Annotated in this window: 16 protein-coding genes; 4 read left to right on the top strand and 12 right to left on the bottom strand. The window is 65.3% G+C overall.

Translation table 11 applies throughout. The features are described from left to right. Nucleotide 1 precedes the first annotated feature (1 nt). Nucleotides 2-1,339, top strand: coding sequence for a sigma 54-interacting transcriptional regulator (locus tag ACN9MY_RS16080; protein ID WP_426335729.1), 1,338 nt, complete (start codon nt 2-4; stop codon nt 1,337-1,339). Here ACN9MY_RS16080 and ACN9MY_RS16075 read toward each other — a convergent pair. The 9 genes from ACN9MY_RS16075 to ACN9MY_RS16035 all read right to left on the bottom strand — a co-directional run bounded on the left by ACN9MY_RS16075 (nt 1,336) and on the right by ACN9MY_RS16035 (nt 10,855). Next, entirely contained in the window at nt 1,336-2,064 is a 729-nt protein-coding gene (locus ACN9MY_RS16075) for an amidohydrolase family protein (protein ID WP_426161393.1), read from the bottom strand. The genes ACN9MY_RS16080 and ACN9MY_RS16075 overlap by 4 nt on opposite strands. Continuing rightward, complete coding sequence (locus ACN9MY_RS16070; protein ID WP_426161392.1) at nt 2,061-3,143, bottom strand: hypothetical protein; 1,083 nt, start codon at nt 3,141-3,143, stop codon at nt 2,061-2,063. The genes ACN9MY_RS16075 and ACN9MY_RS16070 overlap by 4 nt, the downstream gene beginning before the upstream one ends. Beyond that, on the bottom strand, nt 3,136-4,173 hold the full coding sequence (locus ACN9MY_RS16065) for an aminotransferase class I/II-fold pyridoxal phosphate-dependent enzyme (RefSeq protein WP_426317889.1): 1,038 nt from the start codon (nt 4,171-4,173) through the stop codon (nt 3,136-3,138). The genes ACN9MY_RS16070 and ACN9MY_RS16065 overlap by 8 nt, the downstream gene beginning before the upstream one ends. 7 nt (nt 4,174-4,180) lie before the next feature. Next, nucleotides 4,181-6,358: an 8-amino-7-oxononanoate synthase gene (locus ACN9MY_RS16060; RefSeq protein ID WP_426161390.1), complete on the bottom strand. Its 2,178-nt coding sequence runs from the start codon at nt 6,356-6,358 to the stop codon at nt 4,181-4,183. A 13-nt stretch (nt 6,359-6,371) separates the two neighbouring features. Further along, nucleotides 6,372-7,631 carry a hypothetical protein gene (locus ACN9MY_RS16055; protein ID WP_426172090.1) on the bottom strand — a complete coding sequence of 420 codons (1,260 nt, stop codon included), beginning with the start codon at nt 7,629-7,631 and terminating at the stop codon, nt 6,372-6,374. A gap of 5 nt (nt 7,632-7,636) precedes the next feature. Further along, complete coding sequence (locus tag ACN9MY_RS16050) at nt 7,637-8,809, bottom strand: hypothetical protein (RefSeq protein ID WP_426335728.1); 1,173 nt, start codon at nt 8,807-8,809, stop codon at nt 7,637-7,639. A gap of 151 nt (nt 8,810-8,960) precedes the next feature. Beyond that, nucleotides 8,961-9,818 carry an intradiol ring-cleavage dioxygenase gene (locus ACN9MY_RS16045; RefSeq protein WP_426317887.1) on the bottom strand — a complete coding sequence of 286 codons (858 nt, stop codon included), beginning with the start codon at nt 9,816-9,818 and terminating at the stop codon, nt 8,961-8,963. A 13-nt stretch (nt 9,819-9,831) separates the two neighbouring features. Next, on the bottom strand, nt 9,832-10,356 hold the full coding sequence (locus tag ACN9MY_RS16040) for a hypothetical protein (protein ID WP_426317886.1): 525 nt from the start codon (nt 10,354-10,356) through the stop codon (nt 9,832-9,834). After that, on the bottom strand, nt 10,346-10,855 hold the full coding sequence (locus ACN9MY_RS16035) for a Spy/CpxP family protein refolding chaperone (RefSeq protein WP_426335727.1): 510 nt from the start codon (nt 10,853-10,855) through the stop codon (nt 10,346-10,348). The genes ACN9MY_RS16040 and ACN9MY_RS16035 overlap by 11 nt, the downstream gene beginning before the upstream one ends. 127 nt (nt 10,856-10,982) lie before the next feature. Here ACN9MY_RS16035 and ACN9MY_RS16030 point away from each other — a divergent pair, with 127 nt between their 5' ends. Then, nucleotides 10,983-11,666, top strand: a complete 684-nt coding sequence (locus tag ACN9MY_RS16030; protein ID WP_426172213.1) for a response regulator — start codon at nt 10,983-10,985, stop codon at nt 11,664-11,666. 3 nt (nt 11,667-11,669) lie between these two features. After that, a complete protein-coding gene (locus ACN9MY_RS16025; RefSeq protein WP_426317884.1) occupies nt 11,670-13,181 on the top strand; it encodes a HAMP domain-containing sensor histidine kinase in 1,512 nt (503 codons plus the stop codon). Nucleotides 13,182-13,184: 3 nt separating this feature from the next. Here the strand turns inward: ACN9MY_RS16025 and dcd are convergent, their stop codons facing one another. After that, a complete protein-coding gene (gene dcd / locus ACN9MY_RS16020) occupies nt 13,185-13,751 on the bottom strand; it encodes a dCTP deaminase (protein WP_090443665.1) in 567 nt (188 codons plus the stop codon). Nucleotides 13,752-13,792: 41 nt separating this feature from the next. Continuing rightward, nucleotides 13,793-14,632, bottom strand: coding sequence for an alpha/beta fold hydrolase (locus tag ACN9MY_RS16015; RefSeq protein ID WP_426172080.1), 840 nt, complete (start codon nt 14,630-14,632; stop codon nt 13,793-13,795). Between the two features lie 159 nt (nt 14,633-14,791). Between ACN9MY_RS16015 and ACN9MY_RS16010 the strand changes: the two genes are divergently transcribed. Continuing rightward, nucleotides 14,792-16,258, top strand: a complete 1,467-nt coding sequence (locus tag ACN9MY_RS16010; RefSeq protein ID WP_426335726.1) for a rhomboid family intramembrane serine protease — start codon at nt 14,792-14,794, stop codon at nt 16,256-16,258. On the opposite strand, the gene ACN9MY_RS16005 is transcribed toward ACN9MY_RS16010, so the two are convergent. Then, nucleotides 16,243-17,694 (bottom strand): hypothetical protein, encoded by a 1,452-nt coding sequence (locus ACN9MY_RS16005; protein ID WP_426335725.1) that lies wholly within the window; start codon nt 17,692-17,694, stop codon nt 16,243-16,245. The genes ACN9MY_RS16010 and ACN9MY_RS16005 overlap by 16 nt on opposite strands. Nucleotides 17,695-17,745 lie beyond the last annotated feature (51 nt).

Below are 17,745 nucleotides of genomic sequence, written 5' to 3'. Positions count from 1 at the left end.
AATGGCGCTTTCAGCTTGCATCCTGGCGACCGCGAAGGCGCCGGCAAATGCCAGCAACAGGCTGCGGACAGACTTGTCCGACGCTGGCGTATCCCTCATCGAAGCACCGCAGGAAAGCGACGCTTCCATTTTCCTGTTCAGGCAGTGGGACGGCGAACTGGCCGCCAACCTGCAAGCGGCGGGCGCGCCGCAAATGCTGGCCATCTGCTGCGAACCTGCCGAACTGGCGGCCGACGCCATGTGGGAAGTGCTGGCGGCCGGGGCTTCCGACCTGATCCTGTGGCGCACTGGCGAGGCAATCCTGCCGCAGGTACTGGCCCGCCTGCAGCGCTGGCACGAAGTGGCCCAGCTCATGTCTTCCGACCGCATACGCGCCTGCCTGGTCGGGCAAAGCGCGCCCTGGCGGCGCATGCTGCAAAACCTGGTGGAAGTGGCGGCCTTCACCGATTCCCCGGTCCTCATCACCGGCGAGACCGGCACCGGCAAGGATTTGCTGGCCCAGGCCATACATCGCCTGCATGGCGGCCCCGGGCCGCTCACTGTCGTCGATTGCACCACGCTGTCGCCGGAGCTGGCCGGCAGCGAATTGTTCGGGCATGAACGCGGCGCATTCACTGGCGCCTACAGCGCGCGCGACGGCGCCTTTGCCGCAGCCAACGGCGGCGTATTGTTCCTTGATGAAGTGGGCGAATTGCCGCTGGCGCTACAGGCGCAGCTCCTGCGCGTCATCCAGGAACAGCAATACCGGCGTGTCGGCAGCAATGACTGGCATCCGACTCGCTTTCGCCTGGTGTGCGCCACCAATCGCGACCTGGAGGCGGAGGTCCAGCGCGGCGCCTTTCGCGCCGACCTGTATTACCGCATCGCCGCATGGCGCTGCCGGACGCCGGCGCTGCGCGAACGGCAAGGCGATATCCTGCCGCTGGTGCAGCACTTCCTGCGCCAGCTTGGCGGGGAGGATGTCGAACTCGATCCGGCCGTGCGCCAATACCTGCTTACGCGCAGCTATCCCGGCAATGTGCGCGACCTGCGCCAGACGGTGGCGCGGCTCTGGCATCGCCATATCGGACCCGGGCCAATCACCATCGGCGATGTGCCGCCCGAGGAACGCCCCGCCGGGGGCGGCGCCTGCTGGCCCGACGCGGCTTTCATCAACGCCATTGGACGCGCCGTCGACCTTGGCGTCAGCCTCTCGCGCATCGGCCAGGCGGCTACCGACACGGCCATCCAGCTGGTGCTGCAGCAGGAGGGCGACAACAACCAGCGCGCCGCCCTGCGCCTGGGCGTGACCGACCGCACGCTGCAATTGCGCCGCAAGGCACGCAGTGCACCGGCCTAGCCGCGGCCGATGAGGCGCAGCAGGTTGCCGCCCAGGACCAGGCCTTCGTCCCCTGCCCCCAGCCGCAGCAAGCGGATCTTTTCCAGTTCCACGCCGGGGTGCAGCCACGGCCCGTCGGTCCCGAACAGGACCTTGTGCGCACCTGCGCGGCGGATCGCCTGCTCCAGCAGGTCGAAGCGGCGCACGCCGGCGCTGTCGGTGTAGATGTTGCGATGGCGCGCCAGGTGGTCGATCAGCGCCAGTTGCGCCGCCCAGTCGTCGGCAAAGCTGCCAAGGTGGGGCAAGATGAAGTTCACGTCGGGATATTGTCCTGCCAGCAGTTCGGCCACCGAAGTCACGCCGACCGGGTCGTACAGCACCGGCAACCCGAAGTGCCGCGCCACCTCGCAGACCTCGCCCGTGATCGGGGCGTCATGCCGGTGCAGCTTGATGCCGACGAATCCGTATTCCTCCACCGCCTTGCGTACCAGCGCTGCAATCCGCCCGGCATCGCGACGGGCGTGCACGAAGGCAAAGGCGAGGTAGCGTTCCGGGTGCGCCGCCACCAAGCGCGCCACGCCGGCATTGGCGGCGCCGTAATCGGAATGGAAGGCGGCCAGCAGCACCGTGCGATCGATGCCGGCTTCACGCGCGCGCCGGGCGTAGCGGCCCAGCGCGGCGTCGCTGTCCCAGGGGCCGGTCAAGCCGTCGCCGGGGCCTGCGTGGCAATGGCAGTCGATGATCATGACTTGCCGAACTGCGGGGCATGGGACCGCAAGGCATCGAGCACGGCGCGCCGGACCGCTTGCGGGCTGCCATCGCTGTCGCCGGCAGCCTGCGCGGCGCTGCCGGCAATGCGCACGAAACGGCGCGCCATTTCCAGCTCGCGGTCCACTTCCGGCATCTCCTGCATTTCCATTTCCAGGGCATTGCTCAGCGCCCCGCCCAGCGCGCGGCCCAGGGCCGTGCCGACGCCCGGAATCGGAATGAAGGAGCCGAGCGCACCGCCGACAAAGGGCAAGGCCTTTTTCGCGATCCCTTTCAGGATGCCGCCCAAGGGCTTCGCCACTTTCTTGATGCCGTTCCAGACGCCCTTGAACATCTTGCCCAGGAATTGCTCCATCTCCTCCTCGCTCTGCACGCCGAGCAGTTCCATCGCCAGTTCCATTTCCTGCTCGGAGCTGAACGGACCATGCTGGCAGCGCTTGCAGCCGCAGGGCGCTTCGTGCTCCTCGCCCAGCACCTCGAACTCCAGTTCGCGGCGCTGGTTGGTCAGCACGCCCTGGTGGTGCCTGAACATCGTGTCGTGCAGGGTCCGTTCGCGCCGGCGGCGGTCCGCATCGTCCGCCAGGTTGGCCGCGACATACACGCTGACTTCGGATGGCCGGATGCCCATCATGCCCGCGCAGATCCGGTGTTGCGCCAGGCGCTGGCCCATGTGGCGCGCCTGTCCGCTATAGCCCCGGCGCTGGCCGTTGACCGTGAATTCAAGGTAGTACAGCCCCGGCCCGTGCGTGCGCGGGTCGCTGGGCGCCCGATCGAGCGGAGCGACGAGCGCATAGGCAGGCTGCAGGGCGGGCGGCATCCGCCCCACAGCCGCAGCGATGGTCGGCGGCACTTCACCGTCGCCGTCTCCTTCATCGGGACCAGGTTCGTCGCCCGCTGGCGGTTCGAGCAGCGGCAGCGGCTCGAATACCGGCACGCGGTAAGGCCAGGCCCCGCCAACCACGGGCGCCGGGCGGACTTTGCGGGCGGGACGGGTGCGGCCCCGACCCATTGAGCGGCCGCCTTTGGGCCGCCATTCGAATTCCATTGTCTCAAACATGCAGCACCTCCATCAGTTGTCCGATCGAGCGGGCGGCATAGGCGACTTCCTGTGCGCTGTGGTCAGCCCGCAGCAGCAACGTCAGGACCTGCCTTGCCGGTGTCCCCTGCAACAGCACTTCAATACCTGCCAGCGAAAGCTCGCTGCGTAACGCCTCGCCATCGCACAAGGGCGGCAGCGCGATTCGCTGGACCGGGAAATCGCCTCCCATGCAGGCGATCCCGAAACCGGCCAGGTTCGCCTGCAATTGCGCAATCCGCTCGCGCAGCCGCTCGCGCAAGGCCCGGCCCAACCGGCGGTTGGCGTCCAGCGCACAGCGGCCGGCTGCAATCGCCGCCACCGAAGGCGGGCTGCAATGGACCCGCGTTTCGCTGGCTGACAAGAAGCCGCCGAGCAGCTTGCGCGGCCCCGCCAGCACCGCCAGCGGCGCGCCAAAGCCCTTGGCCATCGAGGCGCCCACCAGTACCGGTGCGCCGCCAAGGCCATGCTCGGCCACCGATCCGCCCCCATCCAGGCCGGCGACGCCAAGCGCCTGGGTGTCGTCCAGCAGCAGCAAGCCGCCGTATGCATCGGCGATGTCGGCATACGCCGCCAGCGGCGGTGCGGCGGCATCGCCCGGCGTATAGCCATCCGACAGGATCACCGGCCTGCGCCCTGCTTCGCGCCAGCGCCGCCCAAGCGCCGCGGCCTGGGCCGCATTGCAGTGGCTGAAGCATTGCAGCGGCACGCCCTGTGCGCTCGCGCGCTCGGCGCCCCAGCGTGCCACCGGATATGCCGCGCTGTCGACCAGCAGCGCCACCCGTGCCGGCGCCAGCCAGCCGAACAGGTCCCAGAACAGGTGCAGGCTGGAAGTCAGCAGGCAGGCGGCCTCGCAGTCCATCAGGCGCGCCAGGCTGGCGCCCAGTTCCGTCTCGCCCGGCACCGGCTCCAGCGCCGCCGGCTTTCCCAAAGTCAGCTCGTCCCAGGCAGGCAGCGTCTGCGCGGCATGCCGCATGCCCAGGTACAGCGCACTGGTGAAGTCGGTGCGCACCGCCGCCTCACGCCGAGCGCGGCATGGCCTCCAGCCGCTGCCGCAGCAGCACCGACGGCATGGTTGCTTCCAGTTTGGGGTTGGCGACTTCCGAGGTCAGGTCGACACCTGTCACCGCACGGTAGGCGTGCATATAGCCCTGCGCCTGCGGACGCCAGAAGCGGGCCCACGCAAACGCCTCGGTGGGGTCGTACACGTCGCTCCAGTGGGTATAGCGGATCGACAGCAGCAACTGTTCGCCGAACATGGCCAGGTCGCGGAAATGGGCGATGCTGGTGTCGCTCCAGCCCTGCACCTTCTTCATTGCATCGACGCGGTCCATCCACGGTTCGGGATGCGCCACCATCAGCCGCGTCGGCAGGAATTCGCGGAATTCCGGACGCGCCAGCATCCATTGCTGCATCAGCATTTCGATGCGCGCGGTGGACGGCAGGTCGCCGAACTGGTTGTGCGCGCCCTGCGACAGGATCAGGTGCACTTCCTTCAGCGCATTCAGGATCGGGAAGGCGTCGGCCTTGACGGTGGTGTCGTCGTCCTGGCGGTAGAACGGCATCAGCTGGCGCAGCAGGTTGTGGAAGGCCTCGACGAACTTGGAGCGGCTGTCGGCCGGACGGAAATCGCGTACCGCCCTTCCATCCAGGTGGATGCCGTAGTGATGGTCGTACTCGTAATTGCGGCGCACCACGCTCAGGCGGTGCTGTTCATCCTGTACATAACCCCACAGCAGGTTGTTCAAGGGCCGCAGCATGTCCACTTCCATATTGGCCAGCGGGTCGAGGCCGTTGCCGTGCGCCGGCGAGCGCACGTTCTGGAAGCGGCGCGTGATCGCGTTCATGGTCTGCACCAGCATGCCCTCTTCCTGCCAATAGGACCAGATCAGCTCCATCATGCAGGGGTTGACCAGCCGGTCACGGATGAAGCCCGCGCACAATTCGGCATCGTGGTGGTCCTTGTGGTCCATGTGGATGCGCACGTCCGGCAGCTTGCTGCGGATCAGCGCCAGGTAAGGCAGGATGCGGGTTTTCGGATCCAGCGACGTCAGGTAGCGCTTGACCAGTTCATCCTCCAGCTTGCGGTCCCCCGGCAGGTCGCGCCGGTCCAGGTAATCGGCGTCTTCCTGCGGCCGGAACGCATACGGTGTGCGCAGCACGCCGCAGTTCACCATCACGAAGGCTTCGGTGGCGGCCTTCAGCACACGGTAGGAATCCGAGTCGCTGAAAGGCAGGGTGCGCCGCTTCTCCAGCAGCCGGAATGCGCGTTCCTTTTCGTCGAAGCGGCTGCGCTCGAACTCGGGCACGTCGCCGCCGGCATCGTTGCAGAACAGGTGGTCGATGAACAGCTTGTACGTATTGAATGACAGTGCATCGGCGCTGTTGCGGATCAGGGTCCAGTGCGCAAGCACGGGACGGAACTCCGCTTCCGTACGCGACGCCTGGGTGGTGATCGTGCCGCTCACCTGGGTCGCGCTGCCTTCGTCGACGATGATCGGTTCCGAGGCGCGGTAGTGGGCGGCATCATTCGGGTCCGGCGTGACGCCGTCCGGCTCCAGCGCAGCCATGTAGACATTGACCGCCACCTCGGTGGAGCCGGTGGCGTTCAGGCGCATGCTCGACTTGACGCCTTTCAGCGCCTGGCTTTGCAGTGGCGGCTCCGGCACGTAATACATGCCTTCCATCGGGTTGCCCAGTCCTGCCACGCTGTGCGCCACCGAGACCCAGACAGTATCGCCCACCAATCCGTGCGGCCGGTCCTGGTTGTCGCCGTTGGCAAAGAAGACCGGTTCGAGCCGGAATGGCGGGTCCAGCAGGAATTCGGTTTCGCCGCGCGTGTCGGTGGCCAGGATGTCGACCCGGTTGAACCGCATGAAGTCCTTGTCGAAGGGGGTGGCGTTGTTGAAGACCACGTAGTAGGTGCCGATCTCCAGCCCGTCGAAGCGCGCATGGCCATTCGGACCGGTATGGGTCGGCCGCAGCACGGGCCAGGCAGCCATCATCTTGCGCGCCTCTTCCGGCGTGCCCTTGTCCTCATTGAGCAATTGCAGCTGCTTCACCTGCGCATCGGAAGGCTGCATCAGCAGCAGGTGCGCATGCACCACCGGGACCCAGCGATTGTCCGAGATCCGGGCCCGCACGTTGACATCGATTTTGCCGCTTTTTCCTGCGGCCGCCGCACTCGTTTTGGTCATGATGGAACTCTCCTCAAATATCAGTCAAGGTATTGCGAAGGGCCCAGTGCGTCAGCAGGCGCCCCAGCAGGATGCTTTCGTGTTCCGGGCTCAGGATGCCGTCCGCACGCGCCTGGCCGATCACGGCGAACACCAGCACCGGCGAAGCTTGGTACATGCGCTCGGGCTTGCGCTGCCACAGCCGGAACAGCAACGCCAGGTAGGCCGGCTGCCGCAGATCCACCTGCAGCGCCTGCGGCAGCGAAGCACCGCGCAGCAAGGCCGGACGGTGATTGGCCAGCAGGCCGGCCAGCGCCGGCATCGAATCGCGCAAGGCCATCAGCAGTTGCCGGTCGGCCTCCGGCACGCCATCGAGGGGATAGTAGGATTCCCACAAGCGCGCCATGCGCTGCCACTGCGGATGCGGGTAGAGCTGCTCGCCCATTGCGCAGCTCAGGAGCACCCGGATCCAGGGCACCGGATGCGGGTCGTCGATATTGATGCGGAAGACGAAAATGCGCGGCAGGCTGACCACGCCGATCAGGCCGTGGGTGGCAGCCACGCCGACCCTGCCCAGCGACCAGAAGTCGGCGACGATTTCGGAAATCCAGCGCTCCCACAACTTCCACACCTGCGCCGGCCCGGTGGCGCCGGACTGCAGCGATTGCAGGACCGGGCGCAGCGAGTTCACAAGGTCCAGCAGCGCCGCGCCCTGGTGCCCCACCTCATGGAACAAGGAAGACGCAATGCTGGCGCCAACCATGCGTTCGCGCGGTACCCGAATGATGGCGACGGGATTGTCGCCGCCGCCCGGCAGGCGCGTGCGGGCGCGGCGGATAGCAGCCCCCGGTCCGCGATCGAGGTAGCACACCACCGGCGGCGGCGTGTAGTAGCCGCCGCGCAGGGCCAGGGCGTCGGCCGACGCGACGTCCAGTCCTGCCAGCCATACGCCGTAGCGATGTTCGCTACGCTGCGTCACCACGTCGTTGAACATGTCGAACTGGATCAGCGCCGCATTGAACTTCATGCGCAGGAACGTGAAGCGGCGCTGGGCATGCGCCGGGCTGGCGCGCCGCCCGGCGGGGCTGCGCAACCAGTGCAGGAAGCCGCGCACCATCGCCCGCAGCTCGCGCCGCCCCGCCACCAGCTGGCGATCGATGCCAAGCTGCGCCCGCGGCAGCAAGGCGGCAGCCGGCACCATCGGCTCGATCAGGGCGAATGGCAGCACCCGGGCCAGGCGCGTCAGCAAGGACCGCGCCTCCTGTGCCAGCATCCAGGCGGCGTACGGGCTCATTTGGCTCAAGCTCCGTACAGGACGATTTTGCGGCCCTGGCGCACCCAGCGTCCGGAATTGCCGTGCATCGCGCCGGCCATGCCTCCCATGCCGCGCCCGGCTGCCCCCTGCTGGGCGCCCTGCTGCCCGGCACGCGCCAGCAGGCCCGGTGCGTGCTGGCGGACGGCCGCCGTCGCCGCCTGCATGGCAATCTGGCGCGGATCGCCGCCGCGCGCCTGGGCTGCGCGGTTGACGGTGTCGGCAGCCACCTTGACGAAGGTGCGTGCGCCGTCGAACTCGCGGTCCTCGCCGGACACCTCTCCTTCGGCCTCCAGCCCGAGGGCGCTACCGGCAGCCGACGCCAGGCCGCTGCCGATCTTGGCGCCCAGCGGGCCGCCGAAGTAGCCGCCAATCGCGCCGCCGGCCAGAGGCAGCGCTTTCTTGGCCACGCCTTTCAGTGCGCCGCCGATGGCCTTGCCGACCGGCGAGCGGATCACGTTGCCGGCGAACGATGCCGCCTTCTTCAGGAAGCTGCCCAGGAACTGTTCCAGTTCCGCTTCATTGGTCACCGACAGCAGTTCGCTGGCCAGTTCCATTTCCTCGGCTTCGGTCAGCATCCCTTGCTGGCCCATTTCGCCGCCCCATTCCGATTCGCCAAACTCATACTCGCCTTCATAGGAAGTTTCGTTGCCGAATTCCAGGGTGGTACGGTCGATGTCATGCATGATTAGCCCCCTTTGATGTGATGCTGCGGATGGTGGAACGGGATGCCGTTCCATGATGGATACGATGGTGGGCAGCAGCCCTGGTGCGTACTGCTTGGCCGCGATGTTCAGCGCGGCGCGCCGCACCTGGCGGGGATCGCCGCGGGCAGCCTGCCTGGCACGGCGCGCTGCCAGCCCGGCAAAACGCATGAACTGGCGTGCCGTTTCGAACTCGCGGTCCTCGGCGCTCAGGCCCTCAAGCTCCATGCCGAGCATGCGGCCGGCCCTGGGACCCGCCGACAGCACCTGGTCGGCAAGCTTGGGCAGCACGCCGTCCAGGCCGGGCGCCACATGGCGAAACCAGGCCGGCAGGCGCCCCTCGCGCCGCGCCGCCAGCAGTTCTGCTGCTTGCGGCAGGCTTTCATCGCGCCATGCTGCCTGTGGCGCCGCCGGGGACAGTTCGAGTTCCGGCCGATAGCTGAGCAGACGGTCCATGCTTTCTCCATTGCCTAAACCATGCTGGGAGTATTGCAAGGCGTGTGCCAGCGCCTCCCCCTCGGGGAAGCGCTGGCCGCGGCGAAAGCGGTTTCGGGGAATGGCGAAAAACGGGGATGCGGAGCGAAGCCGGCTTCGCCCCGAGGGAAGATCAGGCGGCGACAGCCGCCGTCAACGTGGCGACGTAGCCGTCGGTGACGTTGCCGCTGATCGTGACAAGTTGCAGGGAATGGCCATCGCTGAAGATATTGTCGGTGGCATAGCTGATGCGCGACAGGTTGCTTGCGGAACTGCTGTAACCCGACGTGGCATACACTTCGTTCAACGTCGCCATCGGGAAGGTGAATTGCGAAGTCTTGATGCGATTGGCGGCGCTGCTGCTTTGCGCCAGGCTGCGATATACCTCGAAGTGCACGTGCGGCATGCGGCCGTCGTAACATCCCGGGAAGATGGTGGTGAAGGACAGCTCGCCATTGGCGTCCGCTCCCTGCACGCCGCGCAGGTAGTTCTGGTCCGCTACCCCGCTCGAATACAGCGAATAGCGCCCTTCGCGGTCGCAGTGCCACAGGTAGACCGCGAACTCGCCGGCAGCACCGCAGCTATTGTTCGCATTGACGATCTTCAGCTTGATCGTCAATGGGATGCCGCCGGCTGTGCCGCTGGCGCCGTTGAAACTGCTTCGGATGTCGCTGCGCACCACGCCGGTCTGCGTCAATACGTTGACGATGCCGCTCGCATTGCTGTTGGTGCCGTCGCCAGGATAAGGCCCGCCGGTTTCTTCAGGAATGACGGTACAGCTTCCGGTCGTGGTGCCGGTGCTGCCGGCGCCCGTGCTGCTGCCGCTGCTGGCGCTGCTGCCAGTGCTCGTGCTGTCCGAGCCGCCGCCACAGGCGATCAGCGGCAGCGTGGCCGCGCCGGCCAGCAGCCAACGCAGCGAGCGGCGCCGGGTGCTGCCCATGTTCATCATTGCTTCCAGGTCTGCGGCCAGGCCGTGGTCATGCGCGTCCATAAGATTCTCCTTTTTATGCCGTGGTGTTGATCAGGTTGCCGCTGCTGCCTGCTTGCGGCAGCTTGTCGGCCAGCGCTTGCAGGAACGTCGTCAGCCTGGACTGCGAATCGCTGCTGTCGCCGCCAAGCGCGGACAGCAGGGACGAGAACGAAGTCTCCAGCGGCGAAGCCTCGCCGCTTTCGGTATCGTCGCTTTGCAGCGACGAGATCAGGCTTTGCAGGTCTTCGGCCAGGCGGCCGGGGCCTCCCGGGCCACCGTGCTCCTCTCCTTGTCCGCCATTTGCCTCGCCCTGTTCGTGCAGGGACGACATCAGCTCCTGGAGGAAGCTGCCCAGGGCCGAAGCGGCGCTTTCCTTGTCGGTGGCGGCGACATCGGTTACGCCGAGCGATTCCAGCGCCGAGCCGATCGCGTTGACGAAACCGCCCTCTCCCGGCGGCGGTCCGGGCGGCGGAGGCGGTGGCGCCTGGCGCGCCTGCCCGCTGCCGCTGGCGGCCAGTTGGCCGGCAAAGCTGCTGGAGCTGATCGAATTAACGTTCATTGAAGCCTCCTTGCTGGCGACGCGCCTTGCGTTCGTCCAGCTGCTTGCGCTGCTCAGGGGTCAGCAGGGCCAGCACCTTCTGGTGGGTACGGATATGGGCCAGGGTCAGGTTGGCCTCCGCCTGTGCCGCGGCTTGGGCCAGCTTGGCCGCGGCCGCGTCATCGAATTTCTCGGCATTGCGCATGTCATGCAGGGCGCGCATTGCCTTCTCGTGGGCGCGCTGCTGCTCGCGCAGGTAAGGCGCCTGGTTGTGCATCAGCTGGAAAAGCTTGTCTTCCTGGCTCTCGGACAGTTCGAGTCCATGCAGGAATGGCAAACCGGGGGCGCCGAAGTGCCCGCCGCGATGGCGGCCAGGAAATTCTCCGCGAGGGCCTTCCGGCTGCGGGCCTGCAAGCTGCGGGTGTTCGCCCTCAGCTGGCAGGTTTTCTTCCGCCCCGGCCAGCAGCGGCAGGGTCATTGCGGCGGCCAGCAGCAGCTGGGTCAATTTGCTCTTCTTCATTGTGAATCTCCAGTGGTGATGGTGAGATTCCATTCTCTGGCTACAGCCTGTAAAGCGCCGTAAGTGGCAGGTAAAAACGTGTAAAGATGGAGCAACCCGGCAGGAGCGTTTTGTTATCATGGGCGCCATGAACAAGGTCCTGTTGATTGACGATGACGTCGAACTGGTCGGCATGTTCCAGGAATACCTGGAGCAGGAAGGCTTCGAGGTCAGTACCGCCCACGATGGCGAAACCGGCACCACCCGTGCGCTGACCGGGGCGTTCGCCATTGCCGTTCTCGATGTGATGATGCCGCGCATGAACGGCCTCGAAACGCTGCGCCGGATCCGGGCCGTGAGCCAGATGCCGATCCTGATGCTGACCGCGCGCGGCGACGATACCGACCGCATTGTCGGCCTCGAACTGGGCGCGGACGATTACGTGACCAAGCCATGCACGCCGCGCGAACTGACGGCGCGCATCCGGGCCATCCTGCGCCGCACGCAGGCCGTGCCGGATACGGGCTCCGGGCCGCTGGTTGTCGGCCAGCTCACCATGTGGCCCGAGCAGCGCCGCGCTGCCTGGGGCGGCGTGCCGCTGGAGCTGACCAGCACCGAATTCAACCTGCTCGAAGTATTGGCGCGCAATGCCGGCAAGCCGGTGAGCAAGAACGTGCTGTCCGAGCAGGGGCTGGGGCGGCCGATGGCGCGCTTCGACCGCAATATCGACGTCCATATGAGCAGCTTGCGCCACAAGCTCGGTTCCATTTCGGACGGGCGCTCCTGCCTGCAAACCGTGTACCGCCTCGGCTATCAGCTGATCCGGGAGTAAGCCGTGGGCCGTCTTTTCTGGAAGTTCTTCTTTTCGATCCTGCTCGCCCAGGTCGCAGCCACCGCCGCAATCGGCGGCGCCGTGTGGCTCAAGGCGCGCGCTGCCGCTGAAGCGCGGCCTTCCGATATCGAGACCGGTCCGCCGGCGGAGATGTCGATCGAATCCGCCGCCGCGACCCTGGCCTTTGGCGGCACCGACGGCTTGCGCCAGTTGCTGGAGAATATGCCGCGGCATCGCGTGTATGCCGTTGGCGACGATGGCAAGGAGTTGCTGGGGCGCATCACGACGCCAAGCATGCTGTCCGAAGCGCAGAAAATGCTCGTTAGCCCGGACCCGCGCGGCGTGCGCCAGGTGACTGCGCCAGACGGCCAGCGTTACCTGCTGTTCCTGCCTTCGCGGCGCCACCAGGGCACGCTGGACGCGCCCGACTCCCGTACCCTGCTTGCAGGATCGGGCATCCCCGGCCTGGACCCGCGCGCCTTCCGCCGCCCGGACAGCCGCCGCCCTTCAGCGCCTCCACCGGACGGGCCGGCGATTCCACACGCCGCGGGCCAGCAGCCGCCCGAGCCGCCACCCGGCGCCGGTGCAGGCGCTCCCCCACCCCGCTTCCGGCCACTGACGCCCTTTATCCCCATTGGCGCCGCCGTGCTGGCAAGCCTGCTGTTCGCCGCCTTGCTCGCCTGGTACTTTGCGCGCCCCATCCGCGCATTACGCCAGGCCTTCGACGCTGCAGCCAGCGGCGACCTCGCGCCGCGCTTCACCGCCAAGCCACGCGCCGGCGGCGACGAACTCACCACCCTGGGCCGCGATTTCGACCGCATGACCGGCCGCCTGCGCGCCCTGCTTGACGGCCAGAAGAATCTCCTGCACGACGTCTCGCACGAACTGCGCTCACCGCTGGCCCGCCTGCAGGCGGCTATCGGCCTGGCCCACCAGCAGCCGGAAAAGACGGCCGCCTCGATGGAGCGCATCGAGCGCGAAAGCGTACGAATGGACAAGCTGGTCGGCGAACTGCTGACCCTGTCGCGCCTGGAAGCCGGCGCCTTCGACGCGCCAAAGCAGGAATTCAGCATCGGCGAACTGCTCGACGACATCGTGCAGGATGCAAAATTCGAAGCCGCCACCAACGGCCGCGAAGTGCATTTCAGCGGCACCGCCGACGCACAGCTGACCGGCCAGCCCGAATTGCTGGCGCGCGCCATCGAAAACGTGGTCCGCAACGCGATCAAGCACAGCCCCGCCGGCGGCAAGGTCGAAGTGGAAACCGCGCTCGATGCGCGCTTCATCCGCATCCGCGTCATGGACAACGGGCCGGGGGTGGCACAGGAAGACCTGGGGAAGATTTTCCAGCCCTTCTACCGCAGCAGCAACACGGAAAAGGACGTGGATGGACATGGACTGGGCCTTGCAATCGCCCAGCAGGTGGTACAGCAGCACGGCGGCCGCATCGCCGCCGCCAATCGAACCGGCGGCGGGCTTTGTGTGGAGCTCTCGCTCCCTTTGCTCAGTGCCTGACGCTCAAGCCTTCGGCAGGGTCACGCCATGCTGGCCCTGGTACTTGCCGTTGCGGTCCTTGTACGAGGTTTCGCAGATTTCGTCGCTCTCGAAGAACAGCACTTGGGCGCAGCCTTCGCCTGCGTAGATCTTGGCTGGCAACGGGGTGGTGTTCGAGAATTCCAGCGTTACATAGCCTTCCCACTCGGGCTCGAACGGGGTCACGTTGACGATGATGCCGCAACGCGCATAGGTCGACTTGCCCAAGCAAACGGTCAGTACATTGCGCGGAATGCGGAAATACTCGATGGTACGGGCCAGCGCGAAGGAATTCGGCGGAATGATGCAGACATCGCTCTTCACGTCGACGAAGGAGTTCGAATCGAAGTTTTTCGGATCGACGATGGTGCTGTTAATGTTGGTGAACACCTTGAATTCATCGGCACAACGAATGTCGTAGCCGTAGGAGGAAGTGCCGTAGGAAATCACCTTGCGGCCGTCCACGGCACGTACCTGGCCGGGCTCATACGGCTCGATCATGCCGTGTTGTTCCGCCATGCGGCGTATCCATTTGTCGCTTTTAATCGTCATCGCAGGTGCTTTCTGGTTTAAATAATGGTGCGGATTTTACATCAGGCGCGCATGCGCTGGGGCGCTTCCCCGGCCTGCAGCTCGCTGCCCAGCATCTGGCGGATCAGATCGCGTGTCATTTCGGCCGCGAGGCGCGGCATCTCCATCGGGAACAGGTGGGAACCGCGCATCATGCGGAAATTGCGCCCCACCAGCTTGCGCGTGTGTTCCAGGCCGGCCTGCCGGTTCTCCATGGAGTTGTCGCCCGCCACATAGCCCACCGGCACTGGGAACTGGCCTTTCACCAGCGTGCCGATATGGTGCGGCAGGCTGCGGTAGATTGCGGTTTCGGTTTCGCGGCTGAAGCGCAGTTGAACGCCTTCCGGATGTTCGACCAGGCCGTGTTCCAGGTAATCGAGCAGGACGCCGGGCGCCCAGGCGCCGAAGATTTCCTTGCTGGCGAAGTGACGCAATGCTTCCTTGTGGCTCGCCCAGACGTTGCGGCGCTTGGCCGAGAAGCGCGCCGGGGAATAACGGTCGGAGAAGCGGGTGCCTTTGAACAGGCGCCAGAATTGGGCGCGCCAGCCGGCAACCACGGGGGAATCGAGCATCACCACGCAGCGCACCAGCTCAGGGCGCTGAGCCGCAGCCATCAGGCTAAGCAGCCCCCCAAGCGAGTGGCCGACCAGGATCACCGGTTCCTTCTGGTAGCGTGTTTCGAGCTCTGCGATCAGTTCCTCGACCAGCTTGGCCCAGCCATCTTCCACCGGATAACGAGGGTTATGGCCGTGCATGTCGAGCGCCTGCACATCGAAATCCTGTCCGAGGTACTCGAAGAATTGGCGGTAGGTCCCTGCCGGGTAACTGTTCGCGTGGGCGAAATGGACTTTCGGTTTCGTCATTTACTTACACTAAAAGCAATGGCAACAAGTGTTTCGTGCAAAGCATGTAATTATCGCTCAGGATCACCTCCCATGCCAGTAGCGGACAAGGACACACACCTTTGAGAAATATCCAAATAGCAATAAAATGTGCCTCTTGTACAGCATAGCGCCCCTTTCATGATTATTGTCCCCGTAGAAAACCGGCCCGATTGGAAAAATCCGCCCGTTGCGACTCTGCTGCTCATCCTCGTCAACGTCCTGATCTTCTTTTTCTATCAGGGCAAAGACCCGCAACGGGTGGAGCAGTCCTATCGGTGGTATGTCGAATCAGGCCTCTATGAGCGCGAGAAAGAGCCATTTCGCCACTACCTGAGCCGTACAAAACCCGAGTTGCGGGAGGATCTCGATGCGGCTGGCGACCAGGCCACGCCGCAGCTGCGCGACGCGCAGTTCCAGTATGCGGCCTACGATTCGCAATTTTCCCAGGCTTTGCACCAGGAGCTGGACGGCGACCCTGAATGGCGGGAGGATCGCAGCCGCTTCGAACAATTGGTCAATTCTGTCAGCGGCAAGGCGTATGCGTTCAATGCCAGGGAAGCGCGCTGGGATACCTGGATCACCAGTATGTTCCTGCACGGCGACTTTGGCCACCTGCTGGGGAATATGGTATTCCTGTTCCTGTTCGGCTTTGCCTTGGAGATCGCGATCGGGCGCGGTGTATTCCTCTTGCTCTACCTGTGCAGCGGACTGGGCGGCACTTTGTTGTTCTGGATGTCGAACCTTGGTACCGATCACGGCGTCGTGGGTGCGTCGGGTGCGATATCGGGCTTGATGGGCATGTATATCGCCGTGTACGGCCTGAGAAAAATCAACTTCTTCTACAACGTGATTTTCTTCACCGGACAGCTGCGGGCACCGGCCCTCATCGTCTTTCCCATCTGGGTCGGCTATGAGTTGTTCGGGGCGAGCAACGGCAATGACGGGATAGCGCACTGGGCCCATACGGGCGGACTGTTGTTCGGCTACGTGCTGCTGGCCCTCTGGATGCGCCTGGGCCTCAAGTACAACCGCGATTTTGTCGAGAAGATTGATCACGACGCGCCATTCAAGTCCGCGCTGTCGCGGATTCAGGAGCTGGTCGTCAAGATGAAGCTGGATGAAGCGCGACAGGCGGCTGCGCAGTTGGTCAAGGCGCACCCGCATGATGCGCGTGCGTGGCGCGCCTTGTATGGCGTCGTGAAAATCTCGCCCGAGAGCCGGCAATATCATGAGACCGTGCACGCCTTGTTCAAGCAGGCCGGCAATGCCGCCCGCGATCCGGCGCTGCAAGAACTGATCGAAGAGGTGGCGCATGCATACACCGGGAACGGTGGCGCGACACCCGCGCTGACGGACTCGGTGTCGCTCCTGCTGGCGCCGCGCCTCGGACGCGTCGAGCATATCAAGCCGCTCGCCGTCCTGGCCGAACGCCTGCTGGAACGGCAATGCCGGCACGAGATGATGCCAAGAATCTTGCAGTCGGTGGCCAACCTGTCCGCCAAGGCACGGCTGACGGCGCAGGCGCAGCGCTACCGCGACCAGTTACGGGAGCGCTTCCCCGATTCGGAAGAAGCGCGCCAATTGGCCACTCACACGGTCGCCTGACTCATCTGCCCGAGCGACAGGACCACCTTGCGGTATTTCTCGACCTCGCCGGCGATGGCATGGCCGGCATGATGCTTCAGCAGGAAATCGAGGATCATGACGGCCTTGCCATCGTCGCGCAAGCCTTCCGAGTAGATGCGCGCCAGCAGGTAATAGGCCGCCGGCAGCTCGTCGCTGGTCGGCGCCTCCTTGTGCAGCATGCCAATCAGCGCAATCGCCGGCTTGAACCGCTTCTGGATAAAGTACTCCTCCGCCAAGGCCCGCCGCACGGCGATGCTTTTCGGCTTGTACTGCGGCACCACCTGGCATGCCGCTTCCAGGACGGCGATCATGCGGCTCTTGCGCTGCATGTCGAGCAAGGCCTGGAGATAGCGCTCGGTATGCAGCTGCACGCGGTCCGGGTCGCCGCGCGACTGGCAGAGCAGCTTGTGATGATAATCGAGGACATGCAGGTCATTCGGGTAGTCGGCGACCATGCCGGCCATGTGCCGCAGCGCGTCCGGGTAACGCGATTCCCGCACCAGTATCACCGCACGGGCCAGCTCCAGGGCGCGATCGTCCGCAGGACCGGCCGCATGCTCGTCGTCCGGCTCGATGCCCAGGTCTTCGTGGTGCTGGAACAGCAGGTATCCCATCATCGCGCCCATGACCATGTTGAAATAGGCAGTGCTTGCGACGAGGATTGCGATGAGCACGTAGGGATAGTGCTCCGCCAGGTGAGTCAGTGTCGCAGCAGGCATGAGTCCAATCGCCCGTTCCGGGCCTTGCGCGGTGATGAGCAAGACCAGAAGCAGGCCGAGATAGGACCAGCCGATGCGCCATGCCAGTTGCACTACCTGGATGGGATCGAGGGCGTCCCGCAAGGTACCGTGGATCGCCAGCAGCATGATGCTGGCCGGCAGCAAGCCCGAGAGGCAGATAATCATGGCGGCGCCGGGCAAGCCGAAGCGCCCCAGGCAGACCACGAGGATGCCATAGGCCAGCATCAATCCAAGCATCTTGAGCGTCGTGGGATTGCCGTCGAACAGGTCGGCAATGCTGGGCGGCCGCGTCCTGCCCTGGCTGCAAAACTCGATCACGCGCAGGCTTTGCCGGATGCCCAGCGCAACCACGATGAAAATCGGCAGGAAGATCAGGATGCTGTGCGGGTCGAACAGTTTCGCCGATGCGCTGGCCAGGCCGGCGAGCAAGGCGAGGAAAATCAATCCGTTCAGCGCAAACGGATAGGCGAAGAAGCGGGGCATCTGCGACCAGAACGAGGGCTGCGCATTGCCGACGCCGAGGTAGCGCATCTTGCCGGTGCACAGTGTGCAATACAGCGAATGGGTCGCCTGGGGCGAGGCCGGGAAGCACTCCTGGCACAGGAGCGTGCCGCAAGCGACGCAATTCCAGTTTGCTGCCCTGTCCGCGTGATACCCGCAATAATCAGTTGCCACGATGCTGCACCTTCCGCTCGAACGATAGTCAAATAGTCAAGATGATAACAT

The organism is Pseudoduganella sp. R-31 (genome assembly GCF_049913235.1).
In the GTDB taxonomy this organism is placed as follows: Bacteria; Pseudomonadota; Gammaproteobacteria; order Burkholderiales; family Burkholderiaceae_D; genus Rugamonas.
The sequence above is the reverse complement of the archived record's forward strand: the minus strand, read 5'-3'. Positions and strand labels throughout refer to the sequence as shown.

What these genes read in the sequence shown, in the direction of transcription:
- ACN9MY_RS16010 (WP_426335726.1), top strand. Translation starts at nt 14,792, where the DNA reads ATGATTATTGTCCCCGTAGAAAACCGGCCCGATTGGAAAAATCCGCCC.
- ACN9MY_RS16070 (WP_426161392.1), bottom strand. Translation starts at nt 3,143, where the DNA reads ATGTTTGAGACAATGGAATTCGAATGGCGGCCCAAAGGCGGCCGCTCA.
- ACN9MY_RS16035 (WP_426335727.1), bottom strand. Translation starts at nt 10,855, where the DNA reads ATGAAGAAGAGCAAATTGACCCAGCTGCTGCTGGCCGCCGCAATGACC.
- dcd (WP_090443665.1), bottom strand. Translation starts at nt 13,751, where the DNA reads ATGACGATTAAAAGCGACAAATGGATACGCCGCATGGCGGAACAACAC.
- ACN9MY_RS16060 (WP_426161390.1), bottom strand. Translation starts at nt 6,358, where the DNA reads ATGACCAAAACGAGTGCGGCGGCCGCAGGAAAAAGCGGCAAAATCGAT.
- ACN9MY_RS16045 (WP_426317887.1), bottom strand. Translation starts at nt 9,818, where the DNA reads ATGGACGCGCATGACCACGGCCTGGCCGCAGACCTGGAAGCAATGATG.
- ACN9MY_RS16040 (WP_426317886.1), bottom strand. Translation starts at nt 10,356, where the DNA reads ATGAACGTTAATTCGATCAGCTCCAGCAGCTTTGCCGGCCAACTGGCC.
- ACN9MY_RS16030 (WP_426172213.1), top strand. Translation starts at nt 10,983, where the DNA reads ATGAACAAGGTCCTGTTGATTGACGATGACGTCGAACTGGTCGGCATG.
- ACN9MY_RS16080 (WP_426335729.1), top strand. Translation starts at nt 2, where the DNA reads ATGGCGCTTTCAGCTTGCATCCTGGCGACCGCGAAGGCGCCGGCAAAT.
- ACN9MY_RS16015 (WP_426172080.1), bottom strand. Translation starts at nt 14,632, where the DNA reads ATGACGAAACCGAAAGTCCATTTCGCCCACGCGAACAGTTACCCGGCA.
- ACN9MY_RS16055 (WP_426172090.1), bottom strand. Translation starts at nt 7,631, where the DNA reads ATGAGCCCGTACGCCGCCTGGATGCTGGCACAGGAGGCGCGGTCCTTG.
- ACN9MY_RS16075 (WP_426161393.1), bottom strand. Translation starts at nt 2,064, where the DNA reads ATGATCATCGACTGCCATTGCCACGCAGGCCCCGGCGACGGCTTGACC.
- ACN9MY_RS16050 (WP_426335728.1), bottom strand. Translation starts at nt 8,809, where the DNA reads ATGGACCGTCTGCTCAGCTATCGGCCGGAACTCGAACTGTCCCCGGCG.